Origin of the sequence: Streptomyces sp. NPDC028722, from assembly GCF_040637655.1 — a bacterium.
Taxonomy (GTDB): Bacteria; Actinomycetota; Actinomycetes; order Streptomycetales; family Streptomycetaceae; genus Streptomyces.
Genome location: NZ_JBEZWU010000005.1, coordinates 154,561 through 174,581, shown reverse-complemented (window position 1 = coordinate 174,581; position 20,021 = coordinate 154,561). Strand labels below are relative to the sequence as shown.

The following is a 20,021-nucleotide window of genomic DNA, read 5'->3' as shown; positions in this document are numbered from 1 at the left end:
GGTGGCAGGGGGCCTCGCAAGCATTCCGCCGACTGTGGAACGCACCCGCGGGAGGGCTCGGCGGCCAGCCGGCCGTGCAGTGAACGCGCGGGAGCTCTCGGCGGGTTCCGCCGACCGTGCAGTGAACGTGCTGGGTTCCTGGCCGTGTTCCACCGGTCGTGCAGTGAACGCGCGAGAGGCCTGGGCGGGTTCCGCCGGTCGTGCAGTGAACCCGCCGAAGGCTTGGACGGGTTGCGTCGGCCGGCGTTGGCGAACCCGCTGTCGGGCTTCGGTGGGTCTGACCCGGCGGACCGGGAAGGGGGCCGGGGCCGGGACCGGCGCTGCACCGGGTGGGTCACAGGTGGTGGCGGGAGCGGGTGAGGGGGCCGCCGTAGGCCGCCGGGGGTCCGCCGTCCGGGTCCTCGGCCAGGAGGACGCCGCCCAGCACGGCACCGGCGAGACCGGCCGCCTCCCCTTCGGCACCGGCGTACGGGCTGCCGTACGCCCGGACATCCCGCTCGCCCAGCTCCCGTGCCTCCCGGGCCACCGAGTCGGCCCGGGAGGCGCGGCCCGCGCCCAGCTCCCGCACCGCCTCCGCCAGCCGGGCCCGGGCCGGCGTGCCCACCGCTCCCCGGTGCGCCGCCACGAATTCCTCCGCCCCGGCGACGGAACACCGCGCCACGAGCAGCGTCGCGACGCCCAGCACACCGGACCGCGCTCCGCCCAGCCGCTCCACCGTCCGGCCGATCCGGCGCAGCGCGTCCAGCGGGTCGTACGGTCCGCCGGTCAGCTCCTCGCGGACCGCCGCCAGCACGCCGTCCGCGTGGGCGAGGCGGGCACGCGGCTCGTCCGGGGGCGGCGAGGCCCGCTCACCGCCCCGGACCGCCGCCAGCTCCGCCTCCGCGCCGGTCAGCGCCGCCGGCACCAGTCCGGCCGCCTCCCGCAGGTGCGCCGCGAGCCGCTCCACCGCGCCCACCAGGGTCTCCGCCTGAGCCACCGCGCCTTCCCCGGCACGCAGGTGCCGGGCGGTCCGTTCCCCGTCGTCCATGTCGGCGGCCTGGCGGGCCTCGTTGAGCCGGGCCGTGGCGAACACCAGCCGGTCCTTGGCCTGTTCGACGTACCCGGCGACGGGTGCCGAGGCGGTGGACGCGTAGCGCTCCCGGAGCGCGGCCAGGGTCTCCTGCGCGGTCACCGTCCGGGCCGCGGCCTCCCGGAACCGTCCCTCGGCCACCTCCAGCGCCGCGCTCGCGCCGCTGCGCCCGCCGGCTCCCGGCCCGTCCGCCTCCGTCCCCCGCACCACCGGCCGGGGGGCCGCCCCCGGCCCGCCGAGTCCGCGCAGCCCGTCCAGCGCCCCCGCCTCCGCGTCCAGGCGGCGGCCGGCCTCCGCGCAGCGGCCGATCACGCCCACCAGGGCCTGCCGCCGGGAGCCCGCGTCCTCCGGGACGCCCTCCTCGTACCGCCGCCAGATCGCGAACGCCGCCGACAGTTCGGTCTCGGCGGCCCGCAGCGCCCGCGTGAACGGTTCCGTCCGTTCCTGCCCGAACAGGTCCCGCACGAAGGACAGTTCCTCCCGGCTGGTCCGCACGCACTCGTCGGCCAGCAGCAGTGCCGCCCGGGCCTGCCGTTCGGAGTCGGCCCGGGTGGGCGCCGGCGGTTGCGCGGAGACCGTCCCCGGGGTCGTCCGGGTGCGGGCGCGCCGGGTGCGGCGCAGGTAGCCGTAGCCGGCCAGGGACACGGCCGTGGCACCGGCGACGAGCGGCAGCACGAGGTCGGCCGAGGACGTCTCGTCCTGACGCTCGGCGGCACCGGCCACCGGGCCGGCCGCGGCTGCGGCCGCGGGAACCGGATCGTGCGCCGTCATCGTCATCACCGGCAACATCAGCCACCCGGCCCCGGCCAGGCCGCCCAGTACCGCATGCGCCACCCGCACCCTGGTGCGCGCCGTGGCACGCCGGGGTCGGCCCCGCATCAGGGAGGACGTCACCTTTCGGAGCGTATGGGCAGGTCGGCGGCTCCGCGACCGGGACGGGGGCGGGTGGGGGACGAGGCGGACAGGGGGACGCGATGGACGAGCACCGGGACCGTCACGGTGGCGAGGACCGGCGTGATCAGGCCACGGACGGGGACTCCCGGGCCGACGCGGTCCAGGACGCGGCCCCTCAGGCCGGCCCACGCCAGGCGGACGAACCCCAGGCCGACGAAACCGGAACGCCAGACGCCCCCGGAATCCCCGACCCCTCTGAGGCCCCCGAGACCCCAGACGCGCCCCAGCTTCCCGACACCCCGGAGACCCCGGAAACCCCCGCCACCCCCGAAAACCCTGTCACCCCCGACCCCGCGCACCCCCCGGCGGCCCCGCGGAGCCCGTCCCGTTCGTGGCGGCGCCGGACGGTCCGCTGTGTCTCCGCCGCCCTCGTCCTCCTCCTGCTCCCGGTCCTCACCGCCGAGACCGCCCTGCGGCTCGACTACACCGGCGACCCGGCCCCCGGCACCCGCACCCGGCACCACGACGCGCTGTGGCTGGGGCACGCCTGGGTGGACGGGCGGAAGAGCGGGAAGGAGGTCACGGCGCTGGCCGCACGGCTGCGGAGCAGCGGAATCCGGGATCTGTACGTGCACTCGGGACCGCTGGAGCACGACGGCACCCTGCCATCGTCCGCCTACCGGAAGGCCCGGTGGCTGATCGGGGCCCTGCACCGGGAGCTGCCCGGCGTCCGGGTCCAGGCCTGGCTCGGCGACACGCTGGCCAGCGAGAGCCCGGACGGGCTGCGGCTGGAGCGGCCGGCGACGCGGGCCGCGATCGCCGCCTCCACCCGCCGGATCCTCGACGCCGGTTTCGAGGGCGCCCACTTCGACCTGGAGCCCCTCCACTCGGGCGACCGTGACTATCTGCGCCTCCTCGACGACCTGCGGGCCCTCACCCGCTCCCGGCACGCGCTGCTCTCCGTCGCCGCCCACCAGATCGACCCGCTGCCCGCCTTCCACTCCTTCTGGGGTGCGACGACCGGCCACCCCAAGTGGTGGTCGCAGTCGTACTTCGGGCAGGTGGCACGCCGGGTGGACCAGATCGCCGTGATGTCGTACGACACCATGCAGCCGCTGGCGAGCCTGTACGGCGGCTATGTGGCCCAGCAGACCGCTCTCGCCCTGGAGGTCACCCCGAAGACCACCGATCTCCTGATGGGTCTGCCCTTCTTCCACGAGAACCGTTTCGGCCACCGGGCCCGCGCGGAGACGGTCCCGGCCGCCGTACGGGGCGTCCGGCTCGGACTGTCCCGCACCGACGCCGGCCGGGCCCGTTTCGGCGTCGCCCTGTACGTCGACTTCGCGGCGACGGAGGCGGACTGGCGGGCCTACCAGGAGGGCTGGGCCGGCTGATCCGGGGGTCGGGGGGTCGCTCACGGCCTAGGGGGACCGCCTCCGGATCTTCGAGCCCAGCCACACCAGCGGGTCGTACTTGCGGTCGGCCGCCCGTTCCTTCAGCGGGATCAGGGCGTTGTCCGTGATCCGGATGCCCTCGGGGCAGACCTCCGTGCAGCACTTGGTGATGTTGCAGTAGCCGAGGCCGTGGTCGTCCTGGGCCGTGCGCGCGCGGTCCAGGCCGGTCCCGGCCGCCGCGTCCAGGGGATGCATGTCGAGTTCGGCGACGCGCATCAGGAAGCGCGGGCCGGCGAACGCCGTCTTGTTCTCCTCGTGGTCGCGCACGACGTGGCAGGTGTTCTGGCAGAGGAAGCACTCGATGCACTTGCGGAACTCCTGCGAGCGGTCCACGTCCTCCTGCATCATGCGGTACTCGCCGGGTCCCACCCCGGCGGGCGGCACGAAGGCGGGAACCTCCCAGGCCTTCTGGTAGTTGAAGCCGACGTCGGTCACCAGGTCCCGGATCACCGGGAACGCGCGGAGGGGGGTCACCGTGATCGTCTCCGAGCGGTCGAAGACCGACATGCGGGTCATGCACAGCAGCCGCGGCCGGCCGTTGATCTCCGCCGAGCACGAACCGCACTTGCCCGCCTTGCAGTTCCAGCGCACGGCCAGGTCGGGTGCCTGGGTGGCCTGGAGCCGGTGGACGATGTCCAGGACCACCTCGCCGTCGTTCACCTCGACCGTGTAGTCCGTCAGGCCGCCGCCCTGTTCGTCGCCCCGCCACACCCTGAAGCGGGCCTCGTAGCTGCTCACTCGTACAGCTCCTCCTCGGCGAGGTACTTGACCAGCTCCTCCTTCTCGAAGAGGGCGAGCAGGTCCGGGCGGATGGGGTCGGTTGTCTCGCGGGTCAGCCTGATCTGGCCCCGGGTGGGGTCGGCCGCCGCGAGACCGCCGGTGGGGTCGGCGAGGGCGCACAGCAGGTTCACGTTGCGCCAGGCGCGGTCCATCGCCGGGTGGTCCTCGCGGGTGTGCCCGCCGCGCGACTCGGTGCGTTCCAGCGCGGACCGGGCCACGCACTCGCTGACCAGCAGCATGTTCCTGAGGTCCAGGGCGAGGTGCCAGCCGGGGTTGAACTGGCGGTGGCCCTCGACGCCGGCCCGCCGGGCCCGGGCCCGCAGCTCGGCCAGCCGGTGGAGGGCCTGTTCCATCTCGCCCTCGCGGCGGATGATGCCGACCAGGTCGTTCATGGTCTGCTGGAGTTCCTGGTGCAGGGCGTACGGGTTCTCCGGCGCGTCCGTGCCGCCCTGGGCCTCCGCGGAGAAGGGGCGCAGGGCCTCCGCCGCGGCCGTGTCGACCTGGGCGTCGTCCACGGGCGGACGCCGGTGGGCCAGCCCCTGCGCGTACTGCGCCGCGTGCCGGCCCGCCCGGCGGCCGAACACCAGCAGGTCGGAGAGGGAGTTGCCGCCGAGCCGGTTGGAGCCGTGCATGCCGCCGGCCACCTCACCGGCCGCGTACAGCCCCGGCACCCCGCGGGCCGCCGCCGTGTCGGAGTCGACGGCGATGCCGCCCATCACGTAGTGGCAGGTCGGCCCGACCTCCATGGCCTCGGCCGTGATGTCGACGTCGGCCAGCTCCTTGAACTGGTGGTACATCGACGGCAGCCGGCGCCGGATCACCTCGGCGGGCATCCGGGTCGACACGTCCAGGAACACCCCGCCGTGCGGGGAGCCCCGGCCCGCCTTCACCTCGGCGTTGATCGCCCGGGCCACCTCGTCGCGGGGGAGCAGTTCGGGGGGCCGGCGGTTGTCGTCCGGGTTCTCGTACCACCGGTCGGCCTCGTCCTCCGCCTCGGCGTACTTGTCCTTGAAGACGTCCGGGACGTAGTCGAACATGAACCGTCTGCCGTCGGAGTTCCTGAGCACCCCGCCGTCCCCGCGCACGGACTCGGTGACGAGGATGCCCTTCACCGACGGCGGCCAGACCATGCCCGTCGGGTGGAACTGCACGAACTCCATGTTGAGCAGCGGAGCGCCCGCCAGGAGCGCCAGCGCGTGGCCGTCGCCGGTGTACTCCCAGGAGTTCGACGTGACTTTGAACGACTTGCCGATGCCGCCGGTCGCGAGGACCACGGCGGGCGCCCGCAGGACGAGGAAGCGGCCGGTCTCCCGCTCGTACGCGAAGACCCCCGAGACCCGGTCGCCGTCCTTGAGGATCCGGGTGACCGTGCACTCCTGGAAGACCTTCAGCCGGGACTCGTGGTCCCCGGTCGCCGCGAAGTCCTCCTGTTGCAGCGCGACGGTCTTCTGCTGGAGGGTGCGGATCAGCTCCAGGCCGGTGCGGTCGCCGACGTGCGCCAGCCGCGGGTACTCGTGCCCGCCGAAGTTGCGCTGCGAGATGCGGCCGTCCTTCGTCCGGTCGAACAGCGCGCCCCAGGTCTCCAGCTCCCACACCCGGTCCGGGGCCTCCTGCGCGTGCAGCTCGGCCATCCGCCACTGGTTGAGGAACTTGCCGCCGCGCATGGTGTCGCGGAAGTGGACCTGCCAGGTGTCGTGCTCGTTGGCGTTGGCCATCGCCGCCGCGATACCGCCCTCGGCCATCACCGTGTGCGCCTTGCCGAACAGGGATTTGCAGATCACGGCCGTACGGGCGCCCCGCTCGCGTGCCTCGATCGCGGCCCGCAGCCCGGCGCCGCCGGCACCGACCACGACGACGTCCCACTCCTGCCGGTCCACCACGGACATCAGTTCAGTTCCCTCACTGGAGTCTCTAGAAGAAGCGCGGGTCGTCGAAGACGCCGGACGCGACGAGATAGACGTAGAAGTCGGCGAGCGCCACGCTCAGCAGTGACGCCCAGGCCAGCTGCATGTGGCGGGCATTGAGCCGCCCGACGAACTGCCACGCCCGGTAGCGCGCGGGGTGCCGGGAGAAGTGCTTGAGCTTGCCGCCGACGATGTGCCGGCACGAGTGGCAGGAAAGGGTGTAGGCCCAGATGAGCGCGATGTTGGCCAGGAAGACCAGGGTGCCCAGGCCCATGTGGCCCCAGCGGTAGTGCGTGTCGCGGAAGGCCAGCGCGGTGTCGTAGGTCAGTACCCCGGCGACCAGCAGGGCGGCGTAGAAGAAGTACCGGTGGATGTTCTGGAGGACCAGCGGGAAGCGGGTCTCGCCGGTGTACCTGCGGTGCGGCTCGGCCACCGCGCAGGCGGGCGGGGACGCCCAGAACGCGCGGTAGTACGCCTTGCGGTAGTAGTAGCAGGTCAGGCGGAAGCCGAGCGGGAAGATCAGGATGATCAGCGCGGGGGAGAGGCCCCACCAGCCGCCGAGGAGGCCGGCGTTCGGCCCGGCGCGCATGGTCCGGCAGTTCTCCGCCAGACACGGCGAGTAGAACGGTGAGACGTAGGGCGCCGCGTAGTAGTGGGCGTTGGAGAAGGCCCGCCAGGTGGAGTAGACGACGAAGGCGAACAGGCCGGCCGCGGTGACGGCGGGCGCCAGCCACCAGCGGTCGGTCCGCAGGTGCGGGGCGGCGATCGCGGCGCGCGGACGGGCCCGCACGCCGCCGCTGTCTTCGTCCGGTCGGGGTTCCGTACCAGTGGCCAAGTCAGGACTCCGGTTCGGTAGGGGTTTCTCAGGGGGCGCGGCGGTCGCGGGCGCCCAGGCCCTCGTCGTCCGAGTCCGTCCACAGGCTGATGTCGTAGGGCGTGTCGGAGATGGTCACGAGGTCCGGCCTGCGGGCCGCGTCCGGGGCCGCGGCCGCCGCCCGCAGCAGTGCCAGGCTCTCCCGTAGATGATCGGCGTCCAGCCGGACCCGGCGCATCTCGAGGCTCCCGCGGTCGAGGTGGTGCTCCAGGCGTCCCAGCGACCGGAGCAGGTCGTCGAGGGAGCGCTGGGCCGAGGTGATGTCGTCGTGCACGGTCATGACTTGCCCCTCGCTGTGACGGGCCCGTGGGCCCTGGGCGGCAACGTTCATGCGCCTTGGAGTCTCGCGCGTCACACGTGCCGGTGGGAAGGCGTGTGCAGCGATTGACGGAGGCGCACGGATGCATCTCCGGGGGTGTTGCGCCGCACGGGTGGGGTTACCGCCCGTCGTCGCCGTGTCGCCTGCTGTGGCCGGAACCTTTCCTCTTCAGTGGCCGCATAGATCTGATCAGCTCCATATACCGCCGAAAGTGATCAGCTCCATAACGCTACAAAAGTGAGCATAAGCCCCGCGGCTTCCCGGAGGTAGCAGAGATGTCCCACCACGGCGTCGGCCCGCGCGCGGTCAAGCGCTCGGTCGCCTTCCTCACCGCGGGCGCGCTCGCGGTGCCGCTCCTGGCCGGCTGCGGCTCCGACGACGAACCCGCCGGTCCCCTCGCCGGGCAGGACATCGTCCCCGTCGCCCGCGCCCAGGTCGCCGACGGGGGCACCCTGAAATGGGCCGTGGACGCCGTCCCGGAGACCCTGAACACCTTCCAGGCCGACGCCGACGCCGGCACCACCCGCATCGCCCAGGCCGTGCTGCCCGCGATGTTCCGGTTCGACGCGAACGGCCGCCCGGTGGCCGATCCGGCCTATCTGGAGTCGGCCAAGGTCATCGAGACCGAGCCGCGCCAGGTCGTGCTGTACAAGCTGAACCAGCAGGCCGTCTGGAGCGACGGCCGGGAGATCGGCGCGGCCGACTTCGCCGCCCAGTGGCGCGCCCTGTCCGGCAAGGACAGCGCCTACTGGACCGCCCGCAACGCCGGCTACGACCGCATCGCCAAGATCGAGCGCGGCGCCAACGACCTCCAGGTCCGGGTCACCTTCTCCCGCCCCTACGCCGACTGGAAGTCGCTGTTCTCCCCGCTGTACCCGAAGGACGTCATGGGCACCCCCGACGCCTTCAACGACGGCGCCCGCCGCAAGCTGAAGGTCACCGCCGGGCCCTTCCGGGTGGAGAAGGTCGACACCGCCGAGAAGGACGTCGTCCTCGCCCGCAACCCGCGCTGGTGGGGCAAGCCGGCCAAGCTGAACCAGATCGTGCTGCACGCCGTGTCCCGCGACAAGCGGGCCGCCGCGCTCGCCGACGGCAGCGTCGACCTCGCCGAGGTCGACTCCGGCGATGCCCAGCGGATCGGCCTCGCCAACCGGCAGAAGGGCACCGGCACCCCGCTCCAGGGCTCCGGGAAGACGTCCGTGAAGAAGCTGCGCGCCTGGGCGCTCGCGCACGGCTTCGACTCCGACAAGGTGCCCAGGGGGCGGAAGAAGCTGAGCAAGGTCATCAAGCGGTACCTGGAGCAGCAGCAGGAACTGCGCGACTTCGACCTCCGCAAGTCCCTGGAACCCGCCTACACCCAGCTCGCCCTCAACGGCTCCTCGGGCCCCCTCGCCGACGAACGGGTCCGCCGGGCCGTCGCCCGCGCCCTGGACCGGGCCGAACTGGCCCGGCTGGTCCTCACCCCGCTGGGCCTGCCCGCCGTACCGGTCGGCAGTCACCTTGCCCTGTCCGGGCAGGCCGCCTATGCCGACAGCAGCGGCGCGATCGGCGACCAGGACACCAAGGAGGCGCAGGCGCTGCTCGCCGACGCCGGGTGGGTGGCCGGCGGCCCGGTCAAGGCGGAGAAGAAGACCGAGAAGGCGGCCGGTCCCCAGAAGCCCTCCCAGGACGTCTCGGGCGGCGGCCAGGACGGCCAGTACATCGTCGGCGAGGACGACAACGACGACAACAAGGAGCAGCGGCGCGCGTCCGGCGACGACAAGCGCGAGCACGGCGACAAGGACCTCGCGCGGGAGAGCAGGCACGGCGGCGCGCCCGGCGCGTACGCCCCCCGGGGCACGGCCGCCCCGGCCGCCGCGCCGGCCGGACCGCTCGCCAAGGACGGCAAGGCGCTCGCGCTCCGCTTCGTGCTGCCCTCCGGGCCCGGCTCGGACACCCTCGGCTCGGTCGCCGCGCGGATCTCCGCGATGCTGGAGCGGGTCGGCATCCGCACGACGATCACCAAGGTGTCGGACCAGAGCTACTTCAAGGACCACATCGCCTCCGGCGACTACGACCTCGCCCTGTACTCCTGGCCGTCCTCGGCCTTCCCCGCCACCGACGCCCGGCCGGTCTACGCCAAACCGGTCCCGGCGGCCGACGGCTCGGTGAACGTCGAGCAGAACTTCACCCGGGTGGGCACCGACCAGGTCGACCAGCTCTTCGACCGGGCCGCGACCACCCTGGACGAGGACGAGGAGCGGGACCTGATCAGGAAGGCCGACGCCCGCATCTGGGCGGCCGCCGGCTCGATCCCGCTCTACCAGCGGCCGCAACTGGTGGGGGTGCGCAAGAACCTCGTCAACGCGGGCGCGTTCGGATTCCAGACGCCGGTGTACGAGGACATGGGCTTCCTGAAGAAGGGCGTGAAGGTCTCCCCGAGCCCCGCGAGCGGCAGCCCGGACAAGTGACGGCGGAGGCGGGTGACGGCCCGCGGACGTGAGGGGGGCGACGCCGTCCTGCGCCCCTTACGTCGGCCCGGCGCGCCCCCGCCGCGAAGGACACGTACCATGGGGTGAGGCCGTGGCGTGTCAAGCCCGGCAGGCCCGCGTCACACGGACGTCAGAGCAGGGCCTTCTCACCACTCCGGGAGTAAGCCGCAATATGGCCACGCGCCACGACATCCGCAACGTCGCTATCGTCGCCCACGTCGACCACGGCAAGACCACCATCGTCGACGGCATGCTGAAGCAGGCGGGCGCGTTCGCCGCCCACCAGCTCGAGGGCGTCGACGACCGCATGATGGATTCGAACGACCTGGAGCGTGAGAAGGGCATCACGATCCTCGCCAAGAACACGGCGGTCAAGTACCACCCGAAGTCCGGCGGGGACCCGATCACCATCAACATCATCGACACCCCCGGCCACGCCGACTTCGGTGGCGAGGTCGAGCGTGGTCTGTCGATGGTGGACGGTGTCGTGCTGCTGGTGGACGCCTCCGAGGGCCCGCTGCCGCAGACCCGCTTCGTGCTGCGCAAGGCCCTCCAGGCCCGGCTGCCCGTCATCCTGTGCATCAACAAGACGGACCGCCCCGACGCCCGGATCGACGAGGTCGTCAACGAGACCTACGACCTCTTCCTCGACCTGGACGCCGACGAGGAGCAGATCGAGTTCCCGATCGTCTACGCCTGCGGCCGTGACGGCATCGCCTCGCTGACCAAGCCGGAGAACGGCACGGTCCCGGCCGACAGCGACAGCCTGGAGCCGTTCTTCTCCACGATCCTTGACCACATCCCGGCCCCGACGTACGAGGAGGACGCGCCGCTCCAGGCCCACGTCACCAACCTCGACGCCGACAACTTCCTCGGCCGTATCGCGCTGCTCCGCGTCGAGCAGGGCGAGCTGCGCAAGGGCCAGACGGTCGCCTGGATCAAGCGGGACGGCTCGATCGGCAACGTCCGCATCTCCGAGCTGATGATGACCGAGGCGCTCACCCGCAAGCCCGCCGAGAAGGCCGGCCCGGGTGACATCTGCGCGGTCGCCGGTATCCCCGACATCATGATCGGTGAGACCCTCGCCGACCCCGAGAACCCCATCCCGCTGCCGCTGATCACGGTCGACGAGCCCGCGATCTCGATGACGATCGGCACCAACACCTCGCCGCTGGTCGGCCGCGGCGGCACCGGCAAGGGCGCCGACGCCAAGGCCGCCGTGAAGGACCGCAAGGTCACCGCGCGCCAGGTCAAGGACCGGCTGGACCGCGAGCTGATCGGCAACGTCTCCCTGCGGGTCCTCGACACCGAGCGTCCGGACGCCTGGGAGGTGCAGGGCCGTGGTGAGCTGGCGCTGGCCATCCTGGTCGAGCAGATGCGCCGCGAGGGCTACGAACTGACCGTCGGCAAGCCGCAGGTGGTCACCAAGGACGTCGACGGCAAGGTCTACGAGCCGGTCGAGCGCATGACGATCGACGTGCCCGAGGAGCACATGGGCGCGGTCACCCAGCTCATGGGTGTCCGCAAGGGCCGCATGGACAACATGTCGAACCACGGTTCCGGCTGGGTCCGCATGGAGTTCGTCGTGCCCTCGCGCGGCCTCATCGGCTTCCGTACCGAGTTCCTGACCCAGACCCGGGGCACGGGCATCGGCCACTCCATCCACGAGGGCTTCGAGCCCTGGTTCGGCACCCTGACGACCCGTAACAACGGTTCGCTGGTCGCCGACCGCTCCGGCGCCGTCACTGCGTTCGCGATGACGAACCTTCAGGAGCGCGGCGTGCTCTTCGTGGACCCGGGCACCGAGGTGTACGAGGGCATGATCGTCGGCGAGAACTCCCGCGCCGACGACATGGACGTCAACATCACCAAGGAGAAGAAGCTCACGAACATGCGGTCGTCGTCGGCCGACTCGTTCGAGGCGATCGTCCCGCCGCGCAAGCTGTCGCTGGAGCAGTCGCTGGAGTTCTGCCGCGACGACGAGTGCGTCGAGGTGACCCCGGAGGCCGTTCGCATCCGCAAGGTCAAGCTCGACCAGCGGGAGCGCGCCCGCGCCGCGAGCCGCGCCAAGCACGGCTGATCCCAGGACAGTTGAGCCCGGGCATCCCCATGATGGGGGTGCCCGGGCTTTTTGCAACCCGTTTTTCGGGGGCCGGCGGGCGGTCACGGGCCCGCGGTGTCCGGATTGCGGAGATCCCGGACCGATACCCATGTAACACGTCCGTTTCGCGGCCTTCTCCCGGCGAACAGTTTGTCCAGTTATTGGAAGTTCTTCGCGTCAGCTGTGACTGAATTGAGATTTAAAGACAGTGGTCGCCACCTGCCTCATGGCAGATAGTTAGCCGCGTAGCGCTCGGGTCAATGGGTCACGCGCTGTGGGGACAGCGCCGACTCGCGAGCACCAGAGGGTGTCTGACCCTCCGTCAGGGGTGTCGGAGGGAAGACGGAAACCCTCTCCTGTTGGTGAACACGTGGAGTCATGAGGAGGAACCCCCATGCGTGGTGTCACGAACACCAAGTGGGTCAGTTCGTCGCTTCCAGCGGTGTGATTCGGCTGTAGAACTACGCGCGTCCGGCTGCGGTCACGCGCGTCCTCGGAGTACCCGGGCACCTCTCACACTCATACCTGTGAAACGGACGAACCGTGACAAGTCCTATCGACATCGAGGACGGCGGGACTTCGGTCGTCGTCGGCGGCGAACCAGGGCCGCCGGCGAAGAACGAACCCGTCCGGCTCGAAGGCCGGTCCCCCGGCCAGCTGATGTGGACGCGCTTCAAGCGCGACCGCACGGGAATCATCTCGGCCTACGTCGTGGGCTTCTTCTTCCTGATCGGCCTGCTCGCCCCGCTGATCTCCAAGGTGTACGGCAAGGACCCGTACACCGTGTACGCGGACGAGCGCCCCGAACTCTTCGACAGCGCCGGCGTACCGGTGCAGCCGAACGGCGGCATCAGCGGCGAGTTCTGGTTCGGTCTCGAACCCGGCAACGGCTACGACGTGTTCACCAAGCTGCTCTACGGCATCCGCACCTCGCTGATGATCTCGGTCGCCGTCACGGTCGCGGTCGTCGTGACCGGGATCCTGCTCGGTGTCAGCGCCGGCTACCTCGGCGGCAAGGCCGACTACGCCATCGGCCGGCTCACCGACTTCCTGCTCGCCTTCCCGGCCCAGCTGTTCTTCATCGCGAGCATGCCGGTCGTGGTCTCCCTGTTCGTCAGCCCGCGTGACGAGACACCCACGTACGTCCGCGTGGTGGCGCTGATCCTCGTCCAGTGGCTGCTGGGCTGGATGGGCCTCGGCCGCATCCTGCGCGGCACCGCACTCTCCCTGCGGGAAAGGGAGTTCATCGAGGCGGCCAGGGTCAGCGGGGCCTCGCCGTGGCGGATCATCCGCAAGGAGATCCTGCCGAACATCGTCACCCCGCTGCTGGTGCAGTCGACGTATCTGCTGCCCGGCTTCGTGACCGCCGAGGCCGGACTGTCCTTCCTCGGCGTGGGCATCGTCGAACCGACGCCGGACTGGGGGCAGATGTTCTCCAAGGCGTCCACCGAACTGGTGATGCAGAACGACATCACCTACATGTTCTTCCCCGGCATTTCGATGATCATCTTCGTCGTCGCGTTCAACCTGCTCGGGGACTCGGTCAGAGACGCCTTCGATCCCAAGACCGCGCGCTGACCTAAGCAGGCTCTCTTTCGCACTGGTGACACACAGATCGCACTGGTGACACACAGATGGGTGGGAATCTTCGTGATGAGTAGGGGCGGACGCCACGCCTACGGCGCACTCTCCGTGCTCGCGGCCGGGGCTCTTGTGCTCACCGGTTGCAGCAAGGGCGGCAGCGACGGCGGCGGTGACGACAAGAAGCAGCAGGAGAACGCCAAACGCCAGCAGGCGTCCATCGAGTTCGGCGACGCGGCGGCCTCCACGGGCCCCGCGGCCGACGTGCCCGGCGCCAAGCCCGGCGGCACCATGGAGGTACTCCAGCGCGACAGTTACGCCCACCTCGACCCGGGGCAGATATACGTCTCCAACGAGGGCTCCCTCGCCTCGCTGATCCACCGGGGCCTGACGGGTTACAAGGCCACCAGCAACGACGGCAGCAAGCACGAGGTGGTCGGCGACCTCGCCACCGACTCCGGCACCACCACCGACGGCGGCAAGACCTGGAAGTACACCCTCAAGGAGGGCGTCAAGTTCCAGGACGGCTCCCCGGTCACGGCCAAGGACGTACGGCACAGCATCGAGCGGCTCTTCGCGCCGTTCATCAACCAGGGCCCCACCTACCTCCAGCAGTGGCTGGCCGACCAGCCCGGCACCGCCTACCGCAACCTGCTCAAGGGCGGCCCCTACAAGGGCAAGCACCTGCCCGACTCCGTCTTGGAGACGCCGGACCAGAAGACCGTCGTCTTCCACTTCAAGACCCCGCACCCCGACCTGCCCTACGCACTGGCGATGGCCGGCTACGCGGTGGTCTCCGAGAAGGGCGACACCAAGCAGCGGTACGACAAGGCGCCCGTGGTGACCGGCCCGTACAAGATCCAGTCGTTCAAGTCCGGCAAGTCGATGGTGCTGGTCAAGAACACCAACTGGGACCCGAAGACGGACCCGATCCGCCACCAGTACGTGGACCGGTTCACCATCACGTTCAACCAGCAGTACGAGACCTCCACCAAGGCCCTGCTCGCCGACAGCGGCGCGGACAAGACCGGCCTCAGCCTCAACAACCAGGTCGACGCGGGCAACCTGTCCAAGGTGCTCAAGGACCCGAGCCTGAAGTCCCGCACGGTCTCCGGCTACCAGCCGTACGTGGGCCAGATGAACATCAACATGAGCCACCCGGCCATGAAGGACAAGACGGTCCGCGAGGCCATCGCCTACGCCCTGCCGATCACCCCGTTCGTGCGCGCCTACGGCGGCAACGACGCCATGGAGGTCGCGGGCGGAGTGATCTCCCCGACCGTCTCCGGCTACGACGCCGCCTTCGACCCGCGCGGCAAGAAGAAGAAGCCCTCCGGTGACCCGGACAAGGCCAGGGAACTGCTGAAGAAGGCCGGCAAGCTCAACCTGAAACTGACCTTCGGCTACATCAACACGCCCGAGGGCCAGCAGTACTCCACCGCCATGGCGGCGGGCCTGGAGAAGGCCGGCTTCAACGTCCAGCGCCAGGAGATCCCGGCCGAGACCTACTACGACCAGGTCTCCAAGCTGGACAACAACTACGACATCTTCCACACCGCCTGGGGCGCCGACTGGCCGTCCGCCTCGACCGTGATCCCGCCGCTGTACGACGGCCGCCTGATCGCCGAGGGCGCGCAGAACTACTCGCAGGTCAACGACCCGAAGGTCAACAGCGAGATCGACCGGATCAACAAGATCACCGATCCGGTCAAGTCCGCCGCCGCGTGGGAGAAGCTGGACCAGTACCTCGTCAAGGACGTCGTCAACGTCGTCCCCACCGGGTACTACAAGCAGACCCAGATCGCCGGTTCCAAGGTCGGCGGCCTCGTCTACGACGACGTGCTGGGCGGCATCGACCCGCGTCGCCTCTACATCAAGTAACCGTCCCTGCCCGGTGCCCGGCGTGCCGCACCCGCGGTGCGCCGGGTACCGCCCGGACCGCCGACGTCAGAGAGCTGCCCCTGCCATGCTGCGCTTCCTCATGCGCCGGACCCTCGGTGCCGTCGTCATCCTCTTCCTGCTGAGCATCGTCGCGTTCCTGCTGTTCTTCGGGGTGCCCCGGGACCCGGCGCTGCTGATGTGCGGCAAGACCTGCAACCCGGACAGCATCGCGAACATCCACCACGTGCTCGGCCTGGACAAGTCCATCCCCGAGCAGTACTGGATCTTCCTGCACAACCTCCTGGTCGGCAGCGACCAGTTCGCCCAGGGCCCCTGCCCGGCCCCCTGCTTCGGATACTCGTACCACACCAACGAGCAGGTCTGGGCCACCCTGATGGACCGTCTGCCCACCACCGTCTCGCTCACCCTCGGCGCGGCCGTGTGCTTCCTGATCGTCGGCCTCGGCACGGGACTCCTCGCCGCCTGGCGGCGGGGCACGCTGATCGACAAGGCGGCCACCGGAGGCGCCATGGTCGTCAGCTCGCTACAGATCTACTTCCTGGGCCCGCTGGCCCTGGCGATCCTCGTCTACCAGACGCACTGGTTCGACAAGCCGGCCTACAACGAGTTCACCCACGACCCGGGCACCTGGTTCACGGGCCTGATCATCCCCTGGGTGGTCCTCTCCACGATCTTCGCGGCGCAGTACACCCGTATGTCGCGGTCCTCGATGATCGAACAGTTGCAGGAGGAACACGTCCGCACCGCCCGCGCCAAGGGCATGTCCCGGCGGTACGTCTTCTTCCGCTACGCCTGGCGCGGCTCGCTGATCCCGATCGTCACCATCTTCGGCATCGACCTCGGCTCACTGCTCGGCGGCGCCATCATCACCGAGTTCACCTTCTCCCTGCCGGGGCTCGGACAACTCGCCGTACAGGCCGTCAGCTTCAGCGATCTGCCGCTCCTGCTCGGCGTGATGCTGTTCTCCGCCAGCATGATCCTGCTCTTCAACATCGTCGTCGACGCCGCGTACGCCTTCATCGACCCGCGCGTGCGGCTGTCCTAGGAGCACTGTCGTGACCACTGTGACCAAGGAAGCCGCCGCTGAGAACCCGGCCGGTGCCGGTCCCCTGCTCTCGGTGCGGGACCTGCACGTCAGCTTCACGACCGAGGACGGCGTCGTACGAGCCGTGGACGGGCTCTCCTTCGACGTGGAGCGCGGCAGGACGCTCGGCATCGTGGGGGAGTCCGGCTCGGGCAAGTCGGTGACCAACCTGACCATCCTCGGCCTGCACAACCCGATGTTCACCACGGTCGAGGGCGAGATCCTGCTCGACGGACGCGAGTTGACCTCCGCCCGGGAGCCGGAGCTGGAGAAGCTGCGCGGCAACAAGGTCGCCATGATCTTCCAGGACCCGCTCACCGCACTGTCCCCGTACTACACCGTCGGCCGCCAGATCGCCGAGCCGTACCGCAAGCACACCGGCGCCTCCAAGAAGGCGGCCTGGGACCGGGCCGTGGAGATGCTCGGAAAGGTCGGCATCCCCCACCCCCGGGAGCGGGCGAAGGACTACCCGCACCAGTTCTCCGGCGGGATGCGCCAGCGCGCGATGATCGCCATGGCGCTGATCTGCGACCCCGACCTGCTCATCGCCGACGAGCCCACCACCGCCCTGGACGTGACGGTCCAGGCGCAGATCCTCGACCTGCTGAAGAACCTCCAGCAGGAGTTCGGCTCGGGCATCGTCTTCATCACCCACGACCTCGGGGTGATCGCCGACATGGCCGACGACATCATGGTGATGTACGCGGGCGGCGCGGTGGAGCGCGGAACCACCGAGGAGGTGCTGCGGGCACCCCAGCACCCGTACACCTGGGGCCTGCTGAACTCGATGCCGCGGCTCGACTCCGACCTGGGCGCCCAGCTGTCGCCGATCCCGGGCGCCCCGCCCTCGCTGCTCACCCCGCCGTCCGGCTGCCGCTTCCATCCCCGCTGCACCTTCCAGGACCGGGTGGAGGGCACGGACCGCTGTGTGAACGAGCGCCCGGCGGCGGGCCCCGGCCGGGCGTCGGCGTGCCACCTCACCACCGACCAGAAGCGGACCATCTTCATCGAGGAGATCAAGCCCCGACTGGGCTAGGTCGTCAGTCGTCCTAGGAGGACACCGTCATGAAAGAGGACCTGGTCCTCCCGGCCCCCGCCGAGCGGAGCGCCGGCCCGGAGGGGGAGCCGCTGCTCCGGGTCTCGGGGCTGGCCAAGCACTTCCCCGTCAAGGGCGGCTTCCCGATCCGGCGCACCATCGGTGCGGTGCAGGCCGTCGACGGCGTCGACCTGACCGTGTACGAGGGCGAGAGCTTCGGCCTGGTCGGCGAGTCGGGCTGCGGCAAGTCGACCACGGGCCGGCTGATCACCCGTCTGATGGAGCCGACGAGCGGCACGATCACCTACCGCGGCCGGGACATCAGCCGTGCGACGCGCAGGCAACTGGCGCCGATCCGCTCCGAGATACAGATGATCTTCCAGGACCCGTACTCGTCGCTGAACCCGCGGCAGACGGTCGGCAAGATCATCGCGGGACCGATGGAGATCAACGGCATCGACCCGGCAGGCGGCCGTGAGGCGCGGGTCCGTGAGCTGCTGGAGATCGTCGGTCTCAACCCCGAGCACTACAACCGTTTCCCGCACGAGTTCTCCGGCGGCCAGCGCCAGCGCATCGGTGTCGCCCGCGCGCTCGCCCTGGAACCGAAGCTGATCGTCGCCGACGAGCCGGTCTCCGCCCTGGACGTCTCCATCCAGGCCCAGGTGGTCAACCTGCTCCAGAAGGTGCAGCGGGAACTGGGCATCGCGTTCGTCTTCATCGCCCACGACCTGGCCGTCGTGCGGCACTTCTCACAGCGCGTCGCGGTCATGTACCTCGGCAAGATCATCGAGGTGGGCGACCGGGACTCCATCTACGCCCGCCCGCGCCATCCCTACACCCACGCCCTGCTGTCCGCCGTCCCCGAGGTCAGCCTCACGGAGGGAGGGGCACCCCCGCGTGAGCGCATCCGCCTCGCCGGCGACGTGCCGTCCCCCATCTCCCCGCCCTCCGGCTGCCGCTTCCGCACCCGGTGCTGGAAGGCGCAGGACACGTGCGCGACCGAGGAACCCCCGCTCGTCCAGATCTCCGGCAACCACGACGGCCACCTGACGGCCTGCCACTTCCCGGAGGATCCGACGATCGAGGCCCGGGACGAGGACATCATCCTGGACCCGGCGCTGGCGGCACTGGAGGAGGGGAAGCCCGGACAGCCGTAGGGGAGTGGCCCGCGCCCGGCCTTGCCCCGACCGGGAGGCGGCGCAGATGACTGCCCGTCGGTCGTCGGCGGCCTCACTGCCGCGCGTGGCGGATCTTCAGTCGTCCGTAGCCCATGGTTCCGGTGATCCGGATCTTCGGCCCGCCGGGGCGGGGATGGGGGTGGGGCTTGTAGAGCGTGTCCTTCCACTCCGTCCGGAGGCCCTCGGCGTCGACGGTCGCGTCGCGCGGCAGCGTGATCCGGGCCCTGCCGGTGCCGAGTTGTAGCTCGATGTCGACCACCGCATGCTCGATGACCGCCCGGGACAGGTCCAGATGCACCCTGGCGAACGCGGACTCGACCTTCAGTGTCCGAGGTACCCGCCATGCGCCGCGCCGGCGGATCCGTCCGCCGGCGGCGGCGATCGTGGACGTGGTGCCCGCGTTCTCCTCCGGGAGCGAGGCCAGTGCCGACTTCAGCTCGCTGTGCGTCCTGACGGTGAGCACCTGGTGGAGTCGGCCGTCCAGATCGTCGTGCGCGATGTGCCCTTCGGCATACGCGTCCTGTAGGCGCCGCACGGCCGCGTCGCGGTCGTCCTCGCTGATCAGCGGCGTCCGGTCGTCCGGCAGAGGGCTCACCGATTCACCCCGCTGCCGGGCTGGGCGCGGCGGGCCACGGTGATGATCTCCGGGGCGGTGCCGGTGAGCGGCCCCCGCTCCCAGTCACCGTACCGTTCGGCCACCGTCAGGCCCGCCTCCGCGAGGAAGCCGTCCAGGGTCCCGGTGTCCAGGAAGCGCAGGACGCCGTGGTGGGCCTGGGGAGCCGGCCAGCGGGGGCCGGCGTAGGTCTCGGTGTAGTGCACCCGGTCCCGCCGGAGCCCGTCGCCCTGCACCTCGTGCCACACCCGTACGGGCGAGCCGTCGGCGGCGGTGACCTCACGCACCCGGTCCGGGGTCCACCGCTCCCAGGCACGGGCGCCGGGGTTGCGGGTCTCGAACACGAACCGCCCCCCGTCCCGCAGGGCCGCGCGCACGGCCCGCAGGCAGTGCCGGATCTCTTCGTCGGTCACCAGCTCCTGGAAGGCGTGGCCGGTCATGACGACGAGGTCGAACTCCTCCTGCCACTGCCGCACCCGTACGTCGCCGAGCACCCACTCGACGTCGGGCCGGGACCGCCGCGCCTGGACGAGCATGGCGGCGGCCGGATCGAGCCCCATCAGCCGGCCCCGGTGCCCCTCGCCCCGGGCCCGCCTCAGTAACTGCCCGGTGCCGCAGCCGATGTCCAGCACGGACCCGGCCTGCCGCACCAGGCCGAGGTAGAAGTCGTCACCCGGTCCCCAGGGGTTGAGGCTGTCGTACAGCGCGGCGAGCGAGAGATCGGCAAAGACGTGATCCACCACCGCGGCAGTGTGCCACAC

The 20,021-nt window shown here is 70.7% G+C and carries 15 protein-coding genes; 8 read left to right on the top strand and 7 right to left on the bottom strand.

Annotated features, from left to right (window positions below; translation table 11 throughout):
- Positions 1–334: 334 nt before the first annotated feature.
- Positions 335–1,963, bottom strand: a complete 1,629-nt coding sequence (locus AB0F03_RS10445; RefSeq protein ID WP_361988590.1) for a hypothetical protein — start codon at positions 1,961–1,963, stop codon at positions 335–337.
- A gap of 80 nt (positions 1,964–2,043) precedes the next feature.
- Here AB0F03_RS10445 and AB0F03_RS10440 point away from each other — a divergent pair, with 80 nt between their 5' ends.
- Complete coding sequence (locus tag AB0F03_RS10440; RefSeq protein WP_361988587.1) at positions 2,044–3,357, top strand: hypothetical protein; 1,314 nt, start codon at positions 2,044–2,046, stop codon at positions 3,355–3,357.
- A 27-nt stretch (positions 3,358–3,384) separates the two neighbouring features.
- Here the strand turns inward: AB0F03_RS10440 and AB0F03_RS10435 are convergent, their stop codons facing one another.
- The 4 genes from AB0F03_RS10435 to AB0F03_RS10420 are packed head-to-tail and all read right to left on the bottom strand — an operon-like array spanning position 3,385 to position 7,255.
- Positions 3,385–4,155 carry a succinate dehydrogenase/fumarate reductase iron-sulfur subunit gene (locus AB0F03_RS10435; RefSeq protein WP_361988584.1) on the bottom strand — a complete coding sequence of 257 codons (771 nt, stop codon included), beginning with the start codon at positions 4,153–4,155 and terminating at the stop codon, positions 3,385–3,387.
- Positions 4,152–6,083, bottom strand: a complete 1,932-nt coding sequence (locus AB0F03_RS10430) for a fumarate reductase/succinate dehydrogenase flavoprotein subunit (RefSeq protein ID WP_361988581.1) — start codon at positions 6,081–6,083, stop codon at positions 4,152–4,154. Before AB0F03_RS10430 ends, AB0F03_RS10435 begins: the two co-directional genes overlap by 4 nt.
- Positions 6,084–6,108: 25 nt before the next feature.
- Positions 6,109–6,936: a hypothetical protein gene (locus AB0F03_RS10425; protein WP_361988578.1), complete on the bottom strand. Its 828-nt coding sequence runs from the start codon at positions 6,934–6,936 to the stop codon at positions 6,109–6,111.
- 28 nt (positions 6,937–6,964) lie between these two features.
- Positions 6,965–7,255: a hypothetical protein gene (locus AB0F03_RS10420; RefSeq protein WP_361988576.1), complete on the bottom strand. Its 291-nt coding sequence runs from the start codon at positions 7,253–7,255 to the stop codon at positions 6,965–6,967.
- 314 nt (positions 7,256–7,569) lie between these two features.
- Between AB0F03_RS10420 and AB0F03_RS10415 the strand changes: the two genes are divergently transcribed.
- The 7 genes from AB0F03_RS10415 (at position 7,570) to AB0F03_RS10385 (ending at position 18,626) form a co-directional block, all read left to right on the top strand.
- The gene (locus AB0F03_RS10415) at positions 7,570–9,744 is read left to right on the top strand and encodes an ABC transporter family substrate-binding protein (protein ID WP_361988573.1); all 2,175 of its coding nucleotides are present in this window, start codon (positions 7,570–7,572) and stop codon (positions 9,742–9,744) included.
- Positions 9,745–9,937: 193 nt separating this feature from the next.
- Positions 9,938–11,845, top strand: a complete 1,908-nt coding sequence (gene typA, locus AB0F03_RS10410) for a translational GTPase TypA (protein WP_361988570.1) — start codon at positions 9,938–9,940, stop codon at positions 11,843–11,845.
- Positions 11,846–12,409: 564 nt separating this feature from the next.
- Positions 12,410–13,444: an ABC transporter permease gene (locus AB0F03_RS10405; protein ID WP_361988567.1), complete on the top strand. Its 1,035-nt coding sequence runs from the start codon at positions 12,410–12,412 to the stop codon at positions 13,442–13,444.
- A 75-nt stretch (positions 13,445–13,519) separates the two neighbouring features.
- The gene (locus AB0F03_RS10400) at positions 13,520–15,328 is read left to right on the top strand and encodes an ABC transporter substrate-binding protein (protein ID WP_361988564.1); all 1,809 of its coding nucleotides are present in this window, start codon (positions 13,520–13,522) and stop codon (positions 15,326–15,328) included.
- 85 nt (positions 15,329–15,413) lie between these two features.
- A complete protein-coding gene (locus tag AB0F03_RS10395) occupies positions 15,414–16,394 on the top strand; it encodes an ABC transporter permease (protein WP_361988561.1) in 981 nt (326 codons plus the stop codon).
- Between the two features lie 10 nt (positions 16,395–16,404).
- Positions 16,405–17,469: an ABC transporter ATP-binding protein gene (locus AB0F03_RS10390; RefSeq protein ID WP_361988558.1), complete on the top strand. Its 1,065-nt coding sequence runs from the start codon at positions 16,405–16,407 to the stop codon at positions 17,467–17,469.
- A gap of 29 nt (positions 17,470–17,498) precedes the next feature.
- Positions 17,499–18,626: an oligopeptide/dipeptide ABC transporter ATP-binding protein gene (locus AB0F03_RS10385; protein WP_361988555.1), complete on the top strand. Its 1,128-nt coding sequence runs from the start codon at positions 17,499–17,501 to the stop codon at positions 18,624–18,626.
- A gap of 73 nt (positions 18,627–18,699) precedes the next feature.
- Here AB0F03_RS10385 and AB0F03_RS10380 read toward each other — a convergent pair whose 3' ends face one another.
- Together AB0F03_RS10380 and AB0F03_RS10375 are read right to left on the bottom strand one after the other, a co-directional pair.
- Positions 18,700–19,242, bottom strand: a complete 543-nt coding sequence (locus AB0F03_RS10380) for a DUF1707 domain-containing protein (RefSeq protein WP_361988554.1) — start codon at positions 19,240–19,242, stop codon at positions 18,700–18,702.
- Complete coding sequence (locus AB0F03_RS10375; protein ID WP_361988551.1) at positions 19,239–20,003, bottom strand: methyltransferase domain-containing protein; 765 nt, start codon at positions 20,001–20,003, stop codon at positions 19,239–19,241. The genes AB0F03_RS10380 and AB0F03_RS10375 overlap by 4 nt, the downstream gene beginning before the upstream one ends.
- Positions 20,004–20,021: the final 18 nt, after the last annotated feature.